General features: G+C 63.0%; 17 protein-coding genes. 11 read left to right on the forward strand and 6 right to left on the reverse strand.

Going from position 1 to position 16,250, the window contains the following annotated elements; genetic code table 11:
• Positions 1 to 6: 6 nt before the first annotated feature.
• Entirely contained in the window at positions 7 to 306 is a 300-nt protein-coding gene (locus FJ434_RS07065; protein WP_140745411.1) for a putative quinol monooxygenase, read from the reverse strand.
• A gap of 115 nt (positions 307 to 421) precedes the next feature.
• Here FJ434_RS07065 and flhA point away from each other — a divergent pair, with 115 nt between their 5' ends.
• The 3 genes from flhA to FJ434_RS07080 are packed head-to-tail and all read left to right on the forward strand — an operon-like array spanning position 422 to position 3,643.
• On the forward strand, positions 422 to 2,509 hold the full coding sequence (gene flhA / locus FJ434_RS07070) for a flagellar biosynthesis protein FlhA (RefSeq protein ID WP_140712738.1): 2,088 nt from the start codon (positions 422 to 424) through the stop codon (positions 2,507 to 2,509).
• Positions 2,506 to 3,258: a flagellar biosynthetic protein FliR gene (fliR, locus tag FJ434_RS07075; RefSeq protein ID WP_140745409.1), complete on the forward strand. Its 753-nt coding sequence runs from the start codon at positions 2,506 to 2,508 to the stop codon at positions 3,256 to 3,258. Before flhA ends, fliR begins: the two co-directional genes overlap by 4 nt.
• Position 3,259: 1 nt before the next feature.
• On the forward strand, positions 3,260 to 3,643 hold the full coding sequence (locus FJ434_RS07080) for a hypothetical protein (protein ID WP_140745407.1): 384 nt from the start codon (positions 3,260 to 3,262) through the stop codon (positions 3,641 to 3,643).
• Positions 3,644 to 3,673: 30 nt separating this feature from the next.
• Here the strand turns inward: FJ434_RS07080 and FJ434_RS07085 are convergent, their stop codons facing one another.
• The 3 genes from FJ434_RS07085 to FJ434_RS07095 form a co-directional block, all read right to left on the reverse strand.
• A complete protein-coding gene (locus FJ434_RS07085; RefSeq protein ID WP_140745623.1) occupies positions 3,674 to 4,543 on the reverse strand; it encodes a DUF1194 domain-containing protein in 870 nt (289 codons plus the stop codon).
• Between the two features lie 44 nt (positions 4,544 to 4,587).
• Positions 4,588 to 5,283, reverse strand: a complete 696-nt coding sequence (locus FJ434_RS07090; protein ID WP_140745405.1) for a hypothetical protein — start codon at positions 5,281 to 5,283, stop codon at positions 4,588 to 4,590.
• Between the two features lie 90 nt (positions 5,284 to 5,373).
• Complete coding sequence (locus tag FJ434_RS07095; RefSeq protein ID WP_348640959.1) at positions 5,374 to 6,336, reverse strand: DMT family transporter; 963 nt, start codon at positions 6,334 to 6,336, stop codon at positions 5,374 to 5,376.
• A 173-nt stretch (positions 6,337 to 6,509) separates the two neighbouring features.
• On the opposite strand from FJ434_RS07095, the gene FJ434_RS07100 reads away from it, so the two are divergent.
• The 5 genes from FJ434_RS07100 (at position 6,510) to FJ434_RS07120 (ending at position 10,647) form a co-directional block, all read left to right on the forward strand.
• Positions 6,510 to 8,489 carry a BTAD domain-containing putative transcriptional regulator gene (locus FJ434_RS07100; RefSeq protein WP_140745401.1) on the forward strand — a complete coding sequence of 660 codons (1,980 nt, stop codon included), beginning with the start codon at positions 6,510 to 6,512 and terminating at the stop codon, positions 8,487 to 8,489.
• Positions 8,490 to 8,611: 122 nt separating this feature from the next.
• Positions 8,612 to 9,184: a rod-binding protein gene (locus FJ434_RS07105; protein ID WP_181165813.1), complete on the forward strand. Its 573-nt coding sequence runs from the start codon at positions 8,612 to 8,614 to the stop codon at positions 9,182 to 9,184.
• Positions 9,185 to 9,197: 13 nt separating this feature from the next.
• Positions 9,198 to 9,623, forward strand: a complete 426-nt coding sequence (locus tag FJ434_RS07110; RefSeq protein ID WP_140745399.1) for a hypothetical protein — start codon at positions 9,198 to 9,200, stop codon at positions 9,621 to 9,623.
• A gap of 29 nt (positions 9,624 to 9,652) precedes the next feature.
• Positions 9,653 to 10,174, forward strand: a complete 522-nt coding sequence (locus FJ434_RS07115) for a hypothetical protein (protein ID WP_140504183.1) — start codon at positions 9,653 to 9,655, stop codon at positions 10,172 to 10,174.
• Between the two features lie 188 nt (positions 10,175 to 10,362).
• Positions 10,363 to 10,647, forward strand: a complete 285-nt coding sequence (locus tag FJ434_RS07120; RefSeq protein WP_027144782.1) for an SCP2 sterol-binding domain-containing protein — start codon at positions 10,363 to 10,365, stop codon at positions 10,645 to 10,647.
• An 83-nt stretch (positions 10,648 to 10,730) separates the two neighbouring features.
• Here FJ434_RS07120 and FJ434_RS07125 read toward each other — a convergent pair whose 3' ends face one another.
• Together FJ434_RS07125 and odc2 are read right to left on the reverse strand one after the other, a co-directional pair.
• Complete coding sequence (locus FJ434_RS07125; protein ID WP_140745619.1) at positions 10,731 to 11,285, reverse strand: N-acetyltransferase; 555 nt, start codon at positions 11,283 to 11,285, stop codon at positions 10,731 to 10,733.
• Between the two features lie 264 nt (positions 11,286 to 11,549).
• Positions 11,550 to 12,683 (reverse strand): ornithine/lysine decarboxylase, encoded by a 1,134-nt coding sequence (odc2, locus tag FJ434_RS07130; protein ID WP_140504186.1) that lies wholly within the window; start codon positions 12,681 to 12,683, stop codon positions 11,550 to 11,552.
• 542 nt (positions 12,684 to 13,225) lie between these two features.
• Here odc2 and FJ434_RS07135 point away from each other — a divergent pair.
• The 3 genes from FJ434_RS07135 to FJ434_RS07145 all read left to right on the forward strand — a co-directional run bounded on the left by FJ434_RS07135 (position 13,226) and on the right by FJ434_RS07145 (position 16,242).
• Positions 13,226 to 14,422, forward strand: coding sequence for an amidase (locus FJ434_RS07135; RefSeq protein ID WP_140712756.1), 1,197 nt, complete (start codon positions 13,226 to 13,228; stop codon positions 14,420 to 14,422).
• Between the two features lie 3 nt (positions 14,423 to 14,425).
• Positions 14,426 to 15,325: a LysR family transcriptional regulator gene (locus FJ434_RS07140; RefSeq protein WP_027144786.1), complete on the forward strand. Its 900-nt coding sequence runs from the start codon at positions 14,426 to 14,428 to the stop codon at positions 15,323 to 15,325.
• Between the two features lie 248 nt (positions 15,326 to 15,573).
• Positions 15,574 to 16,242, forward strand: a complete 669-nt coding sequence (locus FJ434_RS07145; protein ID WP_140745397.1) for a DUF1007 family protein — start codon at positions 15,574 to 15,576, stop codon at positions 16,240 to 16,242.
• The last annotated feature ends 8 nt before the right edge of the window (positions 16,243 to 16,250 follow it).

Raw genomic sequence — 16,250 nt, forward strand, 5'->3', positions numbered from 1 at the left:
GACCGCTCAGGTCGGCATGGCTTCGCCGCCCTCGTAGAGCATGAGATTGCGCTCGTCGATGCCGAGGCCCGGCCAACTCGCGCGCCAGTCGGCGATGTGCGGCGAGCGGAAATGCGCATCGAGTGCCGGCCTGTCGCGCCATGCCTCGGTGACCCGGATCAAGCCGGGATCAAGCACATCCTGCGCATAGGAATATTCAAGGCAGCCGTCCTCGGCGCGGCTGGCGCGAACCATGCGTTCCATTACCGGCCTGGCCTCGTCGAGCCTGTTGGGCGACAGGCGGATCGTACCGATGATCAGCAGCATGAATTGTCCTTCGCGAGAGAGTCGATCCGGCCACTCTCCCACCCTCGCGCAAGCTTGGCCAGCTACCCTCGCCGGGCTGTCGCATGCTCGGCAGCCCTGTGGTTCGAGGACGAGAATGGCGATCAGCGAAAGCATCCAGCCCGGCGTGGCGGCCAAGAACGGCCGCGACATCTTCTTCGCGCTCGGCATCGTCATCATCCTGGCCGTGCTGTTCCTGCCGATCCCGGCCTTTCTCATCGACATCGGGCTGGCTTTCTCGATCGCACTTTCGGTGCTGATCCTGATGGTGGCGCTGTGGATCCAGCGGCCGTTGGATTTCTCCTCGTTCCCGACCGTGCTGCTCATCGCCACCATGCTGCGCCTGTCGCTCAACATCGCCACCACGCGCATGATCCTGTCGCATGGCAATGAGGGCACGCACGCCGCCGGCTATGTCATCGCCGGCTTCTCCAAGCTGGTCATGGCCAGCGACTTCGTCATCGGCCTCATCGTCTTCATGATCCTGATCGTGGTGAACTTCATCGTCATCACCAAGGGCGCCACCCGTATCGCCGAGGTCGGCGCGCGCTTCACCCTCGACGCCATCCCCGGCAAGCAGATGTCGATCGACGCCGACCTCTCCGCCGGCATGATCGACGACAAGACCGCGCAGCTGCGCCGCCGCGAACTGGAAGAGGAATCCTCCTTTTTCGGCTCGATGGACGGCGCCTCGAAATTCGTGCGCGGCGACGCCATCGCCGGCCTTATCATCACCGCCATCAACATCGTCGGCGGCATCGCCATCGGCTACATCAGGCACGGCATGGGCATGGGCGAGGCCGCCGACGTGTTCATCAAGCTGTCTGTCGGCGACGGTCTGGTCACCCAGATTCCGGCGCTGATCGTCTCGCTGGCGGCCGGCCTGCTGGTGTCGAAGGGCGGCACGCGCGGCTCGACCAACCAGGCCGTGTTCGGCCAGCTCGGTGCCCATCCGCGCGCGCTCTACGTGGCGGCCGCACTGCTGGTGCTGCTCGGCCTGATGCCCGGCCTGCCACTGTTCCCGTTCTTCGCGCTCGCCGCCGGCATGGCTGCCCTCGGCTATGTCATTCCGATGCGCCACAACCGGGCAGCCGCCGAGGCCGAGGCGCTGAAGAGCCAGGAAAAAGCGAGCAAGGCCGAGGAAGAGAAGAATTCGGTCAAGGCCTCGCTCGCCACAGCCGAGATCGAACTCCTGATCGGCAAGCAGCTTTCGACCCGGCTGCTGGTCTCGCATCAGGAACTGGTCTTCCGCATGTCCAAGATGCGCAAGAAATTCGCCCAGCAATACGGCTTCGTCGTGCCGGAAGTCCGCGTCGCCGACGACTTCGCCATCCCGCCGAAAAGTTATCAGATCAAGGTGCACGGCACCGTGGTCGCCGAATATTCGATGCGCGTCGGCGAGATCATGGTGCTGCTCGGCAACCGCGACATCCCCGAAATCCCCGGCGAGGAAATCCGTGAGCCCGCCTTCGGCATGCGCGCCTACTCCGTCATGGAGACCTTCGCCGAGGATCTGAAGCGCGAGAACTTCACCTTTGCCGACAACATGTCGGTGCTGCTCACCCATCTCTCGGAAGTCATCCGCAACAACCTGCCGCAGCTCCTCTCCTACAAGGACATGAAGGCGCTGCTCGAACGCCAGGACCAGGAATACCGCAAACTCGCCGACGAGATCTGCACCACCCACATCTCCTATCCCGGCCTGCAGGCGGTGCTGAAGCTCTTGCTTGCCGAACGCGTCTCAATCCGCAATCTGCATCTCATCATCGAGGCCATTGCCGAGATAGCGCCGCATGTGCGCCGCACCGAACAGATCGTCGAACATGTGCGCATCCGCATGGCCCAGCAGATCTGCGGCGATCTCTCGGAAAGCGGCGTCCTCAAGGTATTGCGCCTCGGCAACCGCTGGGACCTTGCCTTCCACCAGAGCCTCAAGCGTGACGCCAAGGGCGAGGTGCGCGAGTTCGACATCGATCCGCGCCAGCTCGAGGAGTTCGGCCAGGACGCCACCAAGGCGATCAAGAAACATCTGGAAGCCGGCGAGCGCTTCGTGCTGGTGACAGCGCCCGACGCCCGCCCCTATGTGCGCATGATCATCGAGCGCCTGTTCACCACGCTGCCGGTGCTCTCCCATGTCGAAATCGCAAAGGGCGTCGAGATCAGGGTGCTCGGGACCATATCGTGAGCGTTCTCTCGCAGGCCGTCGTCATCGCGGCGTTCCTCGCCTTCTGCCGCATCGGCGCCTGCTTCATGCTGATGCCGGGCCTGTCCAGCGCCCGCATCCCGGTCCAGGTCAGGCTGTTCGTCGCGGTCGCCGCCACCGGCGGCCTGCTCGCCTTCCTGTGGGACAAGATCTTTCCCTTCGTCGATCCGCGCCCGCAGATCCTGGTGCCGATGATCATCTCGGAGCTGCTGGTCGGCGGGCTGATCGGCGCCATGACCAGGCTCTACATGGAAGCGCTGCGCTTCATGGGCTCGGCCATCGCCATGCTGATCGGCTATGGCGGCTCCGGCGGACCAGCGATCGAGGAGCCGGAACCGCAGGCAGCCCTTGCCGCCATCATCTCGTTCTCGGCGCTGCTGATGCTGTTCGTCTTCGACTTCGACCACGAAATCGTCCGTGCCTTGGTAACGTCCTACACGGTCGCGCCGGTCAATGTCTTCTTCAACCCGCAGGCCGCACTGGTCGACATCACCGACACCGTGTCGGACACGTTCTTCCTGGTCATCCGCCTCGGCAGCCCGTTCGTCGCCTATGCCATTCTCGTCAATCTGACGATCGGCTTCGTCAACAAGCTGACCCCGCAGATCCCGATCTATTTCATCTCCCAGCCCTTCGTCATCGCCGGCGGCATGCTGATCTTCTATTTCGCCATCGGCACCATGCTGTCGCTGTTCGTCGACGGCTTCGTCGACCTCACACTGGCAAGGTGACATGAGCATGCGCAAGGACCGCTTGAGGAAACTGGTCAAGGTGCAGGAACAGCTGAAAGCCTTGCACGAAACCCGCCACGCCACCTTCGTCGCCGCGGCAAACGCCGCCGAGACCGAAGCCCGCGAATTGATCGGCCATTTCGACCAGGACAATTCCCTCTCCGGCCTGTTCCCCGATCTCTATCATCGCCGCATCGCCCAAGCCGTGGTGCGCCAGGAGGAAAGCCTGGAAAGCGCCAGGAAAGAGGCCGGCCTCATCGCCGCGGCAAGCGCCCGCACCAACATGGTCGAGCGCGCCTACAAGGACCTGCGCAACCGCGACGAACGCGAGAGATCAGACCGCGAGCGCCTGGACCTGATCGCCCAGAAGCGGGGCGAGGAGTAGTGCCGGAGCCCGATCGTTGGCCCGAACTCATCAAGGTTGCGTGGAGAGTCCATCCGCCTGCCGGCTAACGTCCATGCTTACTTCCGTAACCAGCTTGCGGCGAAGGGCCGTCACATAGTCGCTCGGTCCCTTCGGCGTTATAACGAAGGCTTGGGAACCGCCAATGACCGATTTGGCGAAATAGGATGCCAACGGTTGATCGGGATCCTCATCCTGCGTTGGAATGGCGATCGCGTTGATCGTATACCCCTTGGCAACGGCGTTCAGCCTGCTCGGCTGAACAGGAAGCCCATCGTTATTCTCGCCGTTGGCCGAGATGTCGATTACTTTCTTTGCTGCCGTTCCCGGAAACTGATCGAGCAGAAGGCTACCGACGTCAATAGCCGACGATACGGACGTTCCGCTCCGCCCCCGGCGAGCGAAGCCGGTATCTCCCTTCTTGCTGATCACCGACGCGGCCGCTCTGGCGTCTTCCAGCCCGCAGATGTTTGTCCACGGCAGCACGACGCGTGAGTGTCCGGGACTTGACCACTCAAAGTAGGCAATGCTGATGCAGCCGACGTAATTGCGCGCGATGGCGGCGATGATCTCTGGAGAAGTGAGTGCCGCGGCATGACCCTCGCGCTGTAGATCGGCGACTTTTGGATCGATCGAGGATGAGAAATCGACGGCGAACACAACGGCGACATCGACGTTGGCCGCCCAGGCCCGCGGCGTCCAACCCACCGAAGCCGCAAGTGTCCCCACCAGCGCCAAAAATAGGCTGGCGCGCTTTGCCGGCCCTTCGGCTGACCGCTCTGTCGCCGATGTCAGGGTGCCCCTGCATATCGCGCACGCCTGCTCGCGAAAAGAGGCCGCTACGGACAGGGCACCTACGCCCCGATGCATACTACCCAACATGTTATTCTCCATCTCAAGAACGGGCATTTTCAAGCAGTCATTTTTCAACGTGTGGAAATCTCGCGAAGAGCCTTGCTCCGCGCGCCGAGCAGCAGCAGATCCGCCTTGGTCCATAGAAGGTAACAGCCCAGCAAAGTCAGTTGCATGGCGAGCGCCGCGAAGGACTCGCCCGACCAGACCCGCGGGAAGGTCCCCCCGAGGGCTACGGTTGTCGCCAGCATTGCCGGCAACCGGCTGGCGAGCACTGCACTACGGAAGGGATCGGGCCAGGCGACCGGCCATAACGGAAGCGGCGTGCCCGTCCCATGAATGGCGCTGCCGAATTTACCCAACGCATGCAGCAGGCCGGAAGTCGCCGCCAGTAAGGGATCGCCGAGCAGCAGCAGGGCAGCGCCGAGCCCGAGCGCACCTATGCCTGACAGGAAGTCGCCCAGACGGTTGAGGGCGGGATCGGGAGCATCCGGCCCTGACCATGCCCGGTGATAGGCCTCACCGCCCAAGAAGAAAACCAGGGTAGCCAGGGCCAGCGAAACACTGCCATGGCTGCCGGCGAAACAGTTCATCACCGCGGTGGTGACGGCGCTTCCCTCGTGCAATCCGACCGGCACCGTGGCAATCTGAATTGCGACACCCACGACGATGCCGAGCGCATTGCCGCTGTTGTAATAGCCGCCGGGTCCCTTCACGCGGGCGCGAAGCGCCGCCACCAGATATGCGATCGGAGCTGCCCGAGCGGTCATCGCGGCGACCTCGCGACAAGCCCGGCAGCGACCGCTGCCGGGTCGTTTGAGGCCATGCCGAGTGGCGGTCGGATTTGGAATACGCATTGATCAACGGCAAGGATCATGACGTATCTCCACTGAACCTGAATTGGGGACGGAACGATCGCCCGCCCTGAGTGCGGGCGCGGCCACGACGACAGGCGCCGCATCAAAGGAATCGGGCCGGCCAGCGCGGGCACGCGGCGTTCCGTTCGCTGCGACGGACAGGATCGCACCGAGAATGATCGCGGCACCCAGTGCGCCCGCGGGTGAGCTCCGTTCGCCAAGGAAGATCGTCGCCGCGAGCGCCCCGAAGACACTTTCGGCACTGACGATCACGGCGGCATGACTGGCGGTGGTGAAGCGTTGGGCGGCGGTCTGTATGCCGAAAGCGATCGCGGTGGAGAACACGCCGAGGACCGCCAATTCCGGGCCAGCCGCGAATACAGCGGCCGGCGATAGCTTGCCTTGCAGCGCTCCGAGCGGCAGGGCGAAGGCCGCCGCCCCGAGGAATTGTGTCGCCGAGGCGGTGAACGGTCGCTGATGGGCCCGCATGTGCCGGCCAAGTTCGACCATCCAGAGCGCATAGCAGGCGGCCGACAGGATAGCGGTGAGATCGCCGCCGCCGAAACCGTCGATTCCGTCGGACAAAAGCAGGGCACCAAGGACGATCAAACCGGCAGCTACGGCAAGGTTCGCCGTCGGGCGTTCGCCGATGAGCAGCCAGGCGGCCAGTGGTGTTATCACGGTTGCGGTGCTCACGAGGAAGCTTGCATTCGTGACCGCGGCGCCGAGATAGCAAAGCTGCTGAAGCGTGATGGAGATCGCGAACAACACACCCACCTTGGTCAGGCTGGAGAAATAGCCTGGCCCGGCAGGCAGTCTCCTTTCCTTCAAGACAAAGGGCAGCCCCAGCAGCCCGCCGATCAGGCAACGCAGGCCGACGGCACTCAGAGCATCAAGGTGAGCAAGCACCGTCTTTTGCGCGACATTGCCGAGGCCCCATAAAGCGGCCGCCAACAGCAGCAGCAAATTGGCTCTGGTCTCAGACACCCGGCACCCCCTCAAGCCAAGGTCTTGATGACTCGGCCGCCCTTACTCGCCGGATCTAGACGATCCTGCATCACGGCAGCGCTTGAGGGTGGTGCGCTACTGTTTGCGAAGCGTTAGTTTTGAGTTAGAATTTCGTCAGGCGGGGAGAGCAAATGCAAAATGAAGATAAGGGCGAGACAAATAGAATCTCGCTCTTCGGTGGTTTCAGGATCGAAAATGCCACGGCGGATTCGCTCCGGCTGACAGGAAAACGAGGGCCTGCGATCATCGCTTATCTGTCCCGGTCTCCAGGCATGGCAGCGACACGGGAGAGACTGGCTGATCTATTCTGGAGTGACAGCGATAGCGAGCACTCCCGCAACAGTCTGCGGCAAACCCTCAGTATTCTGCGCCGGGATTTATCGCGGGCAGGCGTGAATCTTATCCATTCCCGCGGGGAATCGATTGGCCTCACGCCAGACGCGGTTCGGGTTGACGTGGACGAGTTCGAAGCAGGCCTCACGGCCCGTTCCGTGCCGGAGCTCGAAAAGGCCCTGGCGAACTACACCGGGCCGTTCCTCGACGGGTTTTATCTGGGAAGCGATGGGTTCGATGGCTGGGTCACATCCGAACGCGACAGATTGCTGAGCCGCGCACTTGAAGCTTTCGAAAAATTGGCCCGTCTCGTTGACGCGGAAACCGGAATCATACTGGTTGATCGCGTTCTCGTCATGGAGCCGACGCGGGAAGAGTCCTATCGGCTCAAGATGGAATTGCTGCTCGCGTCGGGTCAACGCGACAGGGCGATCAGGACATACGAAGTTTGCAAAAGCATGTTGAAGAAAGAGTTCGGGGTCGAGGTCGGCCCGGAGACGCGAGCGCTTTGGCAATCCATGCTGTCTGCCGACACGGCGTCGAATACACAGTCGGCAAATGCTGTTCCAGCCAACCAGCGCCACGGGCGCCCATCGATCAGCGTTGCCGACTTCATCAACCTGACCGGAAAGCAAGGCGACGACTTTTTCTCCAAGGGGCTCGTGCAGGACATCACCACGGCTCTTTCCGAAGTGGCTGACTATGTCGTGCTCTCCGCGCCGCCACCCGCGGAGAAAAGTGGTGCCGAAGGAACAAAGATCCCGGGAACGCTCCGCGCGCGATACGTGCTTAGCGGCAGCGTCCAGAGATCGGGCAATGGGCTGAGGGTGAATATCCAGCTTGTCGATGCCGCTGGCGGCCACAACGTCTGGGCCCAGAAGTTCGACGGGCACTCCGAGAATGCGCTCGAATTCCAGGACAGGATCGCACAGTCTGTTGTCTTGGCCGTGATCCTCGACCTTCAACTGACCAACTGGAAAGTCCGCGACAAGAGCCCGCCTGGTCCCCCCGAAGTGCGCAGGTTGGTGAACGAAGCTTTGATGAAGTACTTTGAGATGACCCGGGACTCGCTTTTGATCGGGCTAGAGCTTGCGGAGAAAGCTGTCTCGATAGGCGCCGACAACGCTCGTGCGAAGCGGACGCTCTCGATTACAATTTCAATGGGCGTGGCGTTCGGTTCGTTGCCCAGGGAGCCGGGCCAGATCGAGCGGGCGGTCGAGCTTGCGGCGGCGGCGGTACGGGCGGTGCCTGACGACGAAATTGCCCGCTGCATCCTGTCATTCGCGCTCGAAAGTTGTGGCCGCATCGACGAAGCGATCGCCGAATGTCAGCACGCGATCAGTCTCAATCCAAGCTATCCGACCGGCCACGGCGACATTTCGATGCTGTTTGCATTGCGCGGACAGGTAAACGAAGCAGTGCGTGAGGCGAACGAGGCAATCCGGCTCGGAACGCATGACGTCATCGATTTCTGGCGTCATCATGGCCTGGTTGTCGCACTGTTCGCGGGCGGCGACGATCGGCGGGCGCTCGAAGTCGCCCGCAGGGTGGTCAGGACAAAACCGGGATTTGTTCGCGGCGCCCTTTACTGGGCCGCGTCCGCGTCGGCGACCGGAAACAACGAAGAAGCCTCACGGGCCATACACCATTGCCTGTCACAACTTCCTCATCTCAACCTGGGCAATGTCTGCCCCGGCTTTGTGCCGCGCTATGTGAAGGATCATCATCACGCGAGATTCCTTGAAATGTTGTCGAGAGCTGGCCTTCCTGCTTCCTGACGGAAGCTGGCCAGGCGGCTTGGACCCGGACAAACCAGATCAAGCCCGCCTCCCCGCAAGCCTGCCACAAGCTTGTTGAGGCATGGTCCTGGCTAAGGAAACCCGGCAAAAGGCGGACCTTCTTGGCGATTTCTCCACCCAGCGACATCGTGATGGATGTCGCCCGAGCTGCCGATCCGATGGATATCGAGGCTGCCCGCGCCGCGCTGACGAAGCGCGCCGGGAACGTCGCCGGCACGTTTTCGGTCGACACCGCGGCCTCGGTCGATGCCGGCTCGATCCTGTCGCGCGCGACGGCTGACAAAACCGCGGCGACGGCCGACCCGGCCAAGAAATTCAAGAAGTTCGAGGCGATGGTCTTGCAGACCTTCATCCAGAACATGCTGCCCAAGGACACCGAGGGCGTCTACGGCACGGGTCTCGCCGGCGACATGTGGAAATCGCAGCTCGCCGAGCGCGTCGCCGACGTCATGGCCGATCGCGGCGGCATCGGCATCGCCAAGTCGCTGCTTGCCGACCATTACATGGACGGCAAGCGCACGGTACCGATCGGCCCGGTTTCGAATGGACCGGAAAAGACCGAGATCGACCAGCAGACCCGTCTGTCCACCTCGCTTGTCCAGGAATTGCAGCGCAAGGCCGCCAGGTCGATGACCGGCGACGAGACAACCATAAAAACAGACATCAAGATCTAGACTGGGAAACACCATGGCCGACTCTTCCGAATTCTCCGCCAACCTGCCAGCGCGAGCAACAGCGTCGGACGCACCGACCCCTTTCGCGCGGCCTGGAAACCTTGCCGCCATCATCGGCCGCATCGAGGAGGTGGTCGAGGAAGAGACCGCCGGCATCCGCAGCGATACAAGCTATGACCTCAAGGCGTCGAACGCCCGCAAGAGCCGCTATCTCTACGAGCTGACCCGCGCCATGAAGGGCGGCAGCGAGGCCGAATTCCTCGAGCAGCACCGCGAGGGCCTGACCCGGCTGCGCCAGAAGCTGGCGAAGAACGAGGCCGCGATCCTGGCGCATCTGAGCGCCGTCAACGAGGTTGCCGGCCTGCTGCGCAGCGCCATCCAGCGCGCCGAAACCGACGGCACCTACTCCGCCGGCGAGTTCGGCAGGCAGAAAGGTTAGAGCGCGGCGATGCCGGGCTCGGGTTCAAAATGATCAAGGTCATCGCCATAGCGGTCTGGATCTGCGCCGCCACGCTCGGCGCGGTGTTCTATTCGTTCCAGGCCGCTGGCGAACGCGGCGTAGGCGAAAAACCCAAGCCGATGCTGGGCGGGCTGGACTACGTCAAGACCGACGTCATTTCGGTGCCGCTGATCCACGACTCCAAGATCGACGGCTACTTCCTGGCCAAGCTCGTCTATACCGTCGAGCCGGAACAGATAAAGAAGCTGTCGATCCCAGCCGAGGCGCTGATTACAGACGAGGTCTACAGTTATCTCTACGCCCACCCCCAGATCGACTTCAGCAAGAAGGCGACGGTCGACCTCGATGCCTTTCGCGCCGCCATCCGCGACACGATCAACACACGTGTCGGCGCAACCCTGGTGCATGAGGTCCTGATCGACCAGGTCAATTTCCTGAGCAAGGATGAGATCCGCGACAACTGGCTGCGCCGACGGCAGGATGCCAGCACCCCTGCGCCCGCGACGCCTAAGCCGGTCAGCGCGCATTGAACTATCGGCCCGGTGCCGGTGGTCCCGATAGCAGTCGGCGTCGGGGCCGATTCCTGCAATTCGCGTTGACGTAAACGTCAATCCAAAGCTATATGCGGCAGCGATCGTGATCGCCAGTGATGCCGCATGGACTTCGGCTGGACCGAAGTGCCGTTGCGCGACAGAATGCAACCAGACAGGAGAACAGCGTGAGCGTTCAGGAGATTGCCGAGAAGATCAAGTCGCGCGTGGCCAGCAGCGGGTTCGATCGTTCCGTGAAATTCGACACCGGCAGCGACGGCGTCATCGTCATCGACGGCGCAACCGTCTCGACCACGGACGCTCCCGCCGACTGCACCATCAAGCTGTCGCTCGACGATCTGGATTCGCTGATCGCGGGCGACCTGAACCCGACCATGGCGTTCATGACCGGCAAGATAAAGGTCGAAGGCGACATGACCGTCGCCATGGCGCTGAGCCAGTTGATCGGCTGAACGGACGCGGCCGCCAGAAGCGGCTTTAGGTGATAAAAACGCCGCCTTTTCAGGCGGCGTTTTGTTTGAAGGGCAAGTCGCGCTTAAGCCTCACGCGCCAGGATCGGCGCCTGTGCCTTTAGCTTGCGGCCGGACGCCTTCAGCGTGCCCTCGGCGCCGTCGAGCGCGCCCTCCACCAGTTCCAGCGCCAGCAGGCGGTGCCGCTCGTAAGGTCCCGGCATGGCGAGCGCACCGGTCCTGGCGGCCGAAAAGCCGAAGCGGCCATAATAGGGCTCGTCGCCGACCAGCAGGATCGCCGCGTGGCCGAGGCGCGCGGCTTCCGCGATGGCATGGCGCATCAGCGCCGAACCGATGCCGGCACTCTTGAGCGACGGGTCGACGGCGAGCGGGCCAAGCAGCAGCGCCGGACCGCCCTCGCCCAGCGTGACGTCCCATAGCCGCACCGTGCCGGCCAAGCCGCCCGAGGCATCGCGCGCGACGAAGGCCAGGCCCTCCGAGGGCCGGCGGCCGCGCCGCAACTTCTCCGACGATTTGGTCTTGCGCTTCGGCCCCATGGCGTCGTTGAGCAGTGCCTCGCGCGCTGCAAGGTCGGCCGAGGTCTCTGCGACGACGCTAATCTCCTCCCTTGAGGGGGAGATGTCGCCGAAGGTGACAGAAGGGGTCGGTGCGCGCAGAGCGCCGGCGCGAAGAGAGGCCGCAGCAGTGGAGGAGACCCCCTCTGGCCTGGCGGCCGTCTCCCCCTCGATAGGGGAGATCAGCCAATCGCGCTGTCCAGCTTCAACAATGAAATTCGCAACGTCCATTTCCGCAATCCTTCACGAGCGGATATCTGTTCCACAGGCGAGCCGGTGCGGACGATCACTTCGCCCGCGCCGGATGATCTGAACAGCTCTAACGAGCCGTCAGATCACGTAGGATCGGAGAGGCTCGAAGCCGTTGAAGGCGACCGCCGAGTAGGTGGTCGTGTAGGCGCCGGTGCCTTCGATCAGCACCTCGTCGCCGATGGTCAGCGACAAGGGCAGCGGATACGGCGTCTTCTCGTACATCACGTCGGCCGAATCGCAGGTCGGGCCGGCGAGCACGCAAGGCGCGGTCTCGGTGCCGTCATGCGCGGTGACGATCGGGTAGCGGATCGCCTCGTCCATCGTCTCGGCCAGACCGCCGAACTTGCCGATGTCGAGGAACACCCAGCGCACATTGTCGTTGTCGGCCTTCTTCGAGATCAGCACGACTTCCGACTTGATGACGCCGGCATTGCCGACCATGCCGCGGCCTGGCTCGATGATGGTCTCGGGAATGGCGTTGCCGAAATGCTTGCGCAGCGCCGAGAAGATCGCCTGGCCATAGGCCTGCGCCGCCGGCACGTCACGCAAATAGCGCGTCGGGAAGCCGCCGCCCATATTGACCATCTTGAGCACGATGCCTTCTTCGGCGAGCGTCGCGAACACCTTCTTGGCGTCGGCCAGAGCACGGTCCCATGCGGTCAGGTCGGTCTGCTGCGAGCCAACATGGAACGACACGCCATGGGCATCAAGGCCGAGACCCTTGGCATGGCGCAGCACGTCGACGGCCATCGCTGGCACGCAGCCGAACTTGCGCGACAGCGGCCATTCGGCGCCTTCGCCATCGGTCAGCACGCGGCAGAACACGCGGGCGCCTGGAGCGGCGCGGGCGATCTTCTCGACCTCCTCGACGCAGTCGACCGCGAACAGCTTGATGCCGAGCTGGTAGGCGCGTGCGATATCACGCTCCTTCTTGATGGTGTTGCCGAAGGAGATGCGGTCCGCCGGCGCACCGGCGTCCATCGCCATCTCGACTTCGGCAACGGAAGCGGTGTCGAAGGACGAGCCCATCGCAGCAAGCAGGCGCAGGATTTCCGGCGCCGGGTTTGCTTTCACCGCATAGTAGATCCTGGAATCGGGCAGAGCCTTCTCGAAGGCGCGGAAATTGTCGCGCACGACATCGAGGTCGACGACGAGGCAGGGGCCGGACGGACGTCGGGTGGCGAGGAAGTCGAGGATGCGCTGTGTAGCCATCGGGTTTCTCCATCGCGCCTTTCGGCGCGCACAGGGGTGCGGACACGGGCTTTCGGCCTCGCGAACACGCGGTCAAACAAAGGCGGGACGGAAAATCCATGGAACCAGCCGGTGGAGACCCCGGAACCATGAAACGCCGTCTCGCGGCGATGAACCTTGGCCTTGCCCGGCTTCGGTTCGCTTTGTCTGCCTTGGCTTGGATTGGGAGAACCCCGTTCCGCACTGCCGGCAATGAAGGTGTGCCTCTTCAGTAACCCCGGTCTTTGGACAACCGGCAGAGAACCAGAAAGGCCCGCACCGTCGTTGCTTCAAGGTGTCCTCGGTCTGGCGGTTGGCCGCTAAACCGACTGGAGGGGTTGGCTCCAGTTACCTTACCGATTTCCCTCACCATTCGAGGATCGGCGGACACCCACAGGCACGTGCGACTTTGGGCAAGCGCGATATAGGGGCGAAGCATTTCACAATCAATAAAAATCGTATCCCAGGTTGTAAAATATCTGGCATCGAACAATGTTGGCGCAACCGTATCCGGATATCGAACGATGACAGGCACGCACGGCCCCTTCAACGCCTTTCTCGATCTTCGCCAGATACCGGTGGCGCATGCCGAGCTTGGGCCCCTGGCCGGCCTGCGGCTGGCGGTCAAGGACATTTACGATGTTGCCGGCTATCGCACCGGTTGCGGCAATTTGCGGAAATTCGCCGAAGGCCACGCCGCTTCGCGCACGGCACCCGCCGTGCAGATGATTCTCGACGCGGGCGCGCGTTTCGTCGGCAAGACCCAGACCGACGAGCTCGCCTTCGCTCTGTTCGGCCAGAATGCGCATTTTCCGTTTCCAGCGAATCCCGCGGCTCCCGACCGCGTCACCGGAGGCTCGTCGTCCGGGTCGGCGGCCGCGGTGGCGGGTAGGCTGGTCGACATCGCCACGGGGTCCGACACCGGTGGTTCGATCCGCGCGCCGGCGAGTTTCTGCGGGCTGATCGGGCTCCGCACCACGCATGGCCGCATTTCCCTCGAGGGCACCATGCCGTTGGCGCCGAGTTTCGACACGTTCGGCTGGTTCGCCGACGGCATCGAAACCTACGAGACAGTCGGCAAGCTGCTGCTCGGCCGCGACCCGCACCAGCATGCGCTCGACCGCCCGCTGACGCTCGGCTGGCTGGACGAAATGGTCGCCCGGCCGGCACTCGCAGAATATGCGGGAATGAAGGCGCTGGCGAGCGCGGTTTTCGGCACGCCGGCGACGCCGACGACGTGCTTCAGCTCTCCCCCGGATGAACTCTACTGGTGCTTTCGCCGGCTGCAGGCCAGTGAGGCCTGGACGGTGCATGGCGAATGGATCACCAGCGGCGAGCGCGATCTTGGCCCCGGGGTCGAGGAGCGTTTCGGCTTCGGCCGTGCCGTCGACGACCGGACGGCACAGGCCGAAAAAGTGCGCCGGCTGACCTTTCGCGGCGAATTGAGTGCCCTGCTCGGCAAGGACGGCTTCCTTGTCCTGCCGACGGTGCCAGGCCCGGCGCCTTACGTCGACAGCACACCCGAGCAGTTTCAGGCCTATCGCGAGCGCGCCTTGCATCTCCTGTGCCTGGCCGGGCTCTCCGGCTTTCCCCAAATCACCTTGCCGATCGGCTCGGTCGCCGGCGCTCCTTTCGGCCTGTCGCTGCTTGGCCCTTCCGGCAGCGACATAGCCCTGATACGGCTCGGCCGAAAACTTCTCGACGCAGCACAAAGAGCCTGAACAATGGATACACTGACCCGCATGCGCGCCTTCATCGATGTCGTCGAGGCCGAGGGCTTTTCGGCGGCAGCGCGCAAAATCGGCCGCTCCAAGGCGCTGCTGTCGAAATATGTGCGCGAGCTGGAGGACGAACTCGGTGCGCTGCTGCTCAACCGCACCACGCGCCAGTTCTCGATGACCGAGGCCGGCCACACCTACTACCGTCGCGCCTCGGAGATCGTGCGCGAGGTCGACAGCCTGGCCGACGCCGTGCGCGAGTCCTCCGGCGATGTGCGCGGCCGGATCAAGCTGTCGGCGCCGCGCACTTTCGCCGACGCGCCGATCGGCCAGTCGCTGATCGACTTCGCCAAGCAATATCCCGACATCGTGCTCGACATCCAGCTCGACGACCGCTTCGTCGATCTGGTCGAGGAAGGCTTCGACCTCGCGGTGCGCATCTCGCGGCTGGAGAATTCGTCGCTGATCGCCAGACGGCTGGCGCCGTTTTCGATCAAGCTCTGCGGCTCTCCCGAACTGATCGCCAGGCATGGCATGCCGACACGGCCCCAGGATCTCGGCCACATGCCCTGCATCGTCGACACCAATGGCCGCGGCCTGAACAACTGGCCGTTCAAGGGCGACAATGGTGATCCGGTGAGCATCGCCGTGTCGGGCCCGATCGAAGTCAACAGCCCGATGGCGGCGCGCGCCGCGGCCTTGTCGGGGCTTGGATTCTGCATCCTGCCGGATTTCATCGCCGCGCCCGACCTCAAGAGCGGCCAATTAATGGCGGTGCTCGACGACCGCATCCTGTCGGGCGGCGGCATCTTCGCCGTCTATCCACACCGCCGCTATCTGCCGGCGAAGGTGCGCGTTTTCGTCGATTTCCTGGTGCAGTGGTTCAGGACCCGCGAGAGCGCCTGACCCCGCTTCAGCGTGCGTGTCGTCGTCCCAAACCGCGTCGCACTTTTGGGCGACACGCCTTTGCTGTGTGCGTGTCGTCGTCCCAAAACCGCGTCGCACTTTTGGGCGACACGCCTTTGTTGTGTGCGTGTCGTCGTCCCAAAACCGCGTCGCACTTTTGGGCGACACGCACTGGCGGTCCCAATTTCGCCCCCTTTCTGGTAACCTTCGACAACTCTCTCCGAAAGCCAAGGGAATCGCGACCGCGAATGCATTTGAAACGGCACGCAATCATGCTGGCTTCGGCCTTGGCGGCGACCTTTGCCGCGACAGGACCCGCCCAGGTGCATCCGCACGTCTTCGCCGAGGCACGCCTCGACGTGATCCTCTCCCCGGATCACCAAAGTGTGAAAGCGTTGCGTCATCTGTGGCGCTTCGACGACCTGTTTTCGAGTACGGTGATGATGGAGTTCGACAAGAACTCCGACCTGAAGCTTGACGACAAGGAGCTGAAGGAGGTCGCCGATACCGTTCATGCCTCGCTGGCCGAGTTCAATTATTTCCAGCTCGTCACGCAGAACGGCAAGGACGTGACGATGGTGCCGCCGCCGCATCTGATGGCCAATTTCGATAACGATCAGTTGATCATCCTGTTCGAGTCCGAACCCAAGGTACCGATCAAGCTGACCGGCACGACCGACATCGGCGTTTACGATCCGACCTTCTACACGGCGATCGACTTCACCGAGGATTCCAACATCACGGTTGAAGGCTTGCCGTCGAATTGCACGAGCAAGGTCATCCGGCCGGACCCTGACGAAGCGATCAAGGAAAACCAGAAGACCCTGACGGATGCTTTCTTCAACGATCCGACAGGCACCGATATGAGCAAGATCTTTGCCACCAAGCTCGAACTGACCTGCCAGCCAGAAGGATAGATCCGGTG

Source organism: Mesorhizobium sp. B2-5-13 (assembly GCF_006440535.1).
In the GTDB taxonomy this organism is placed as follows: Bacteria; Pseudomonadota; Alphaproteobacteria; order Rhizobiales; family Rhizobiaceae; genus Mesorhizobium; species Mesorhizobium salmacidum.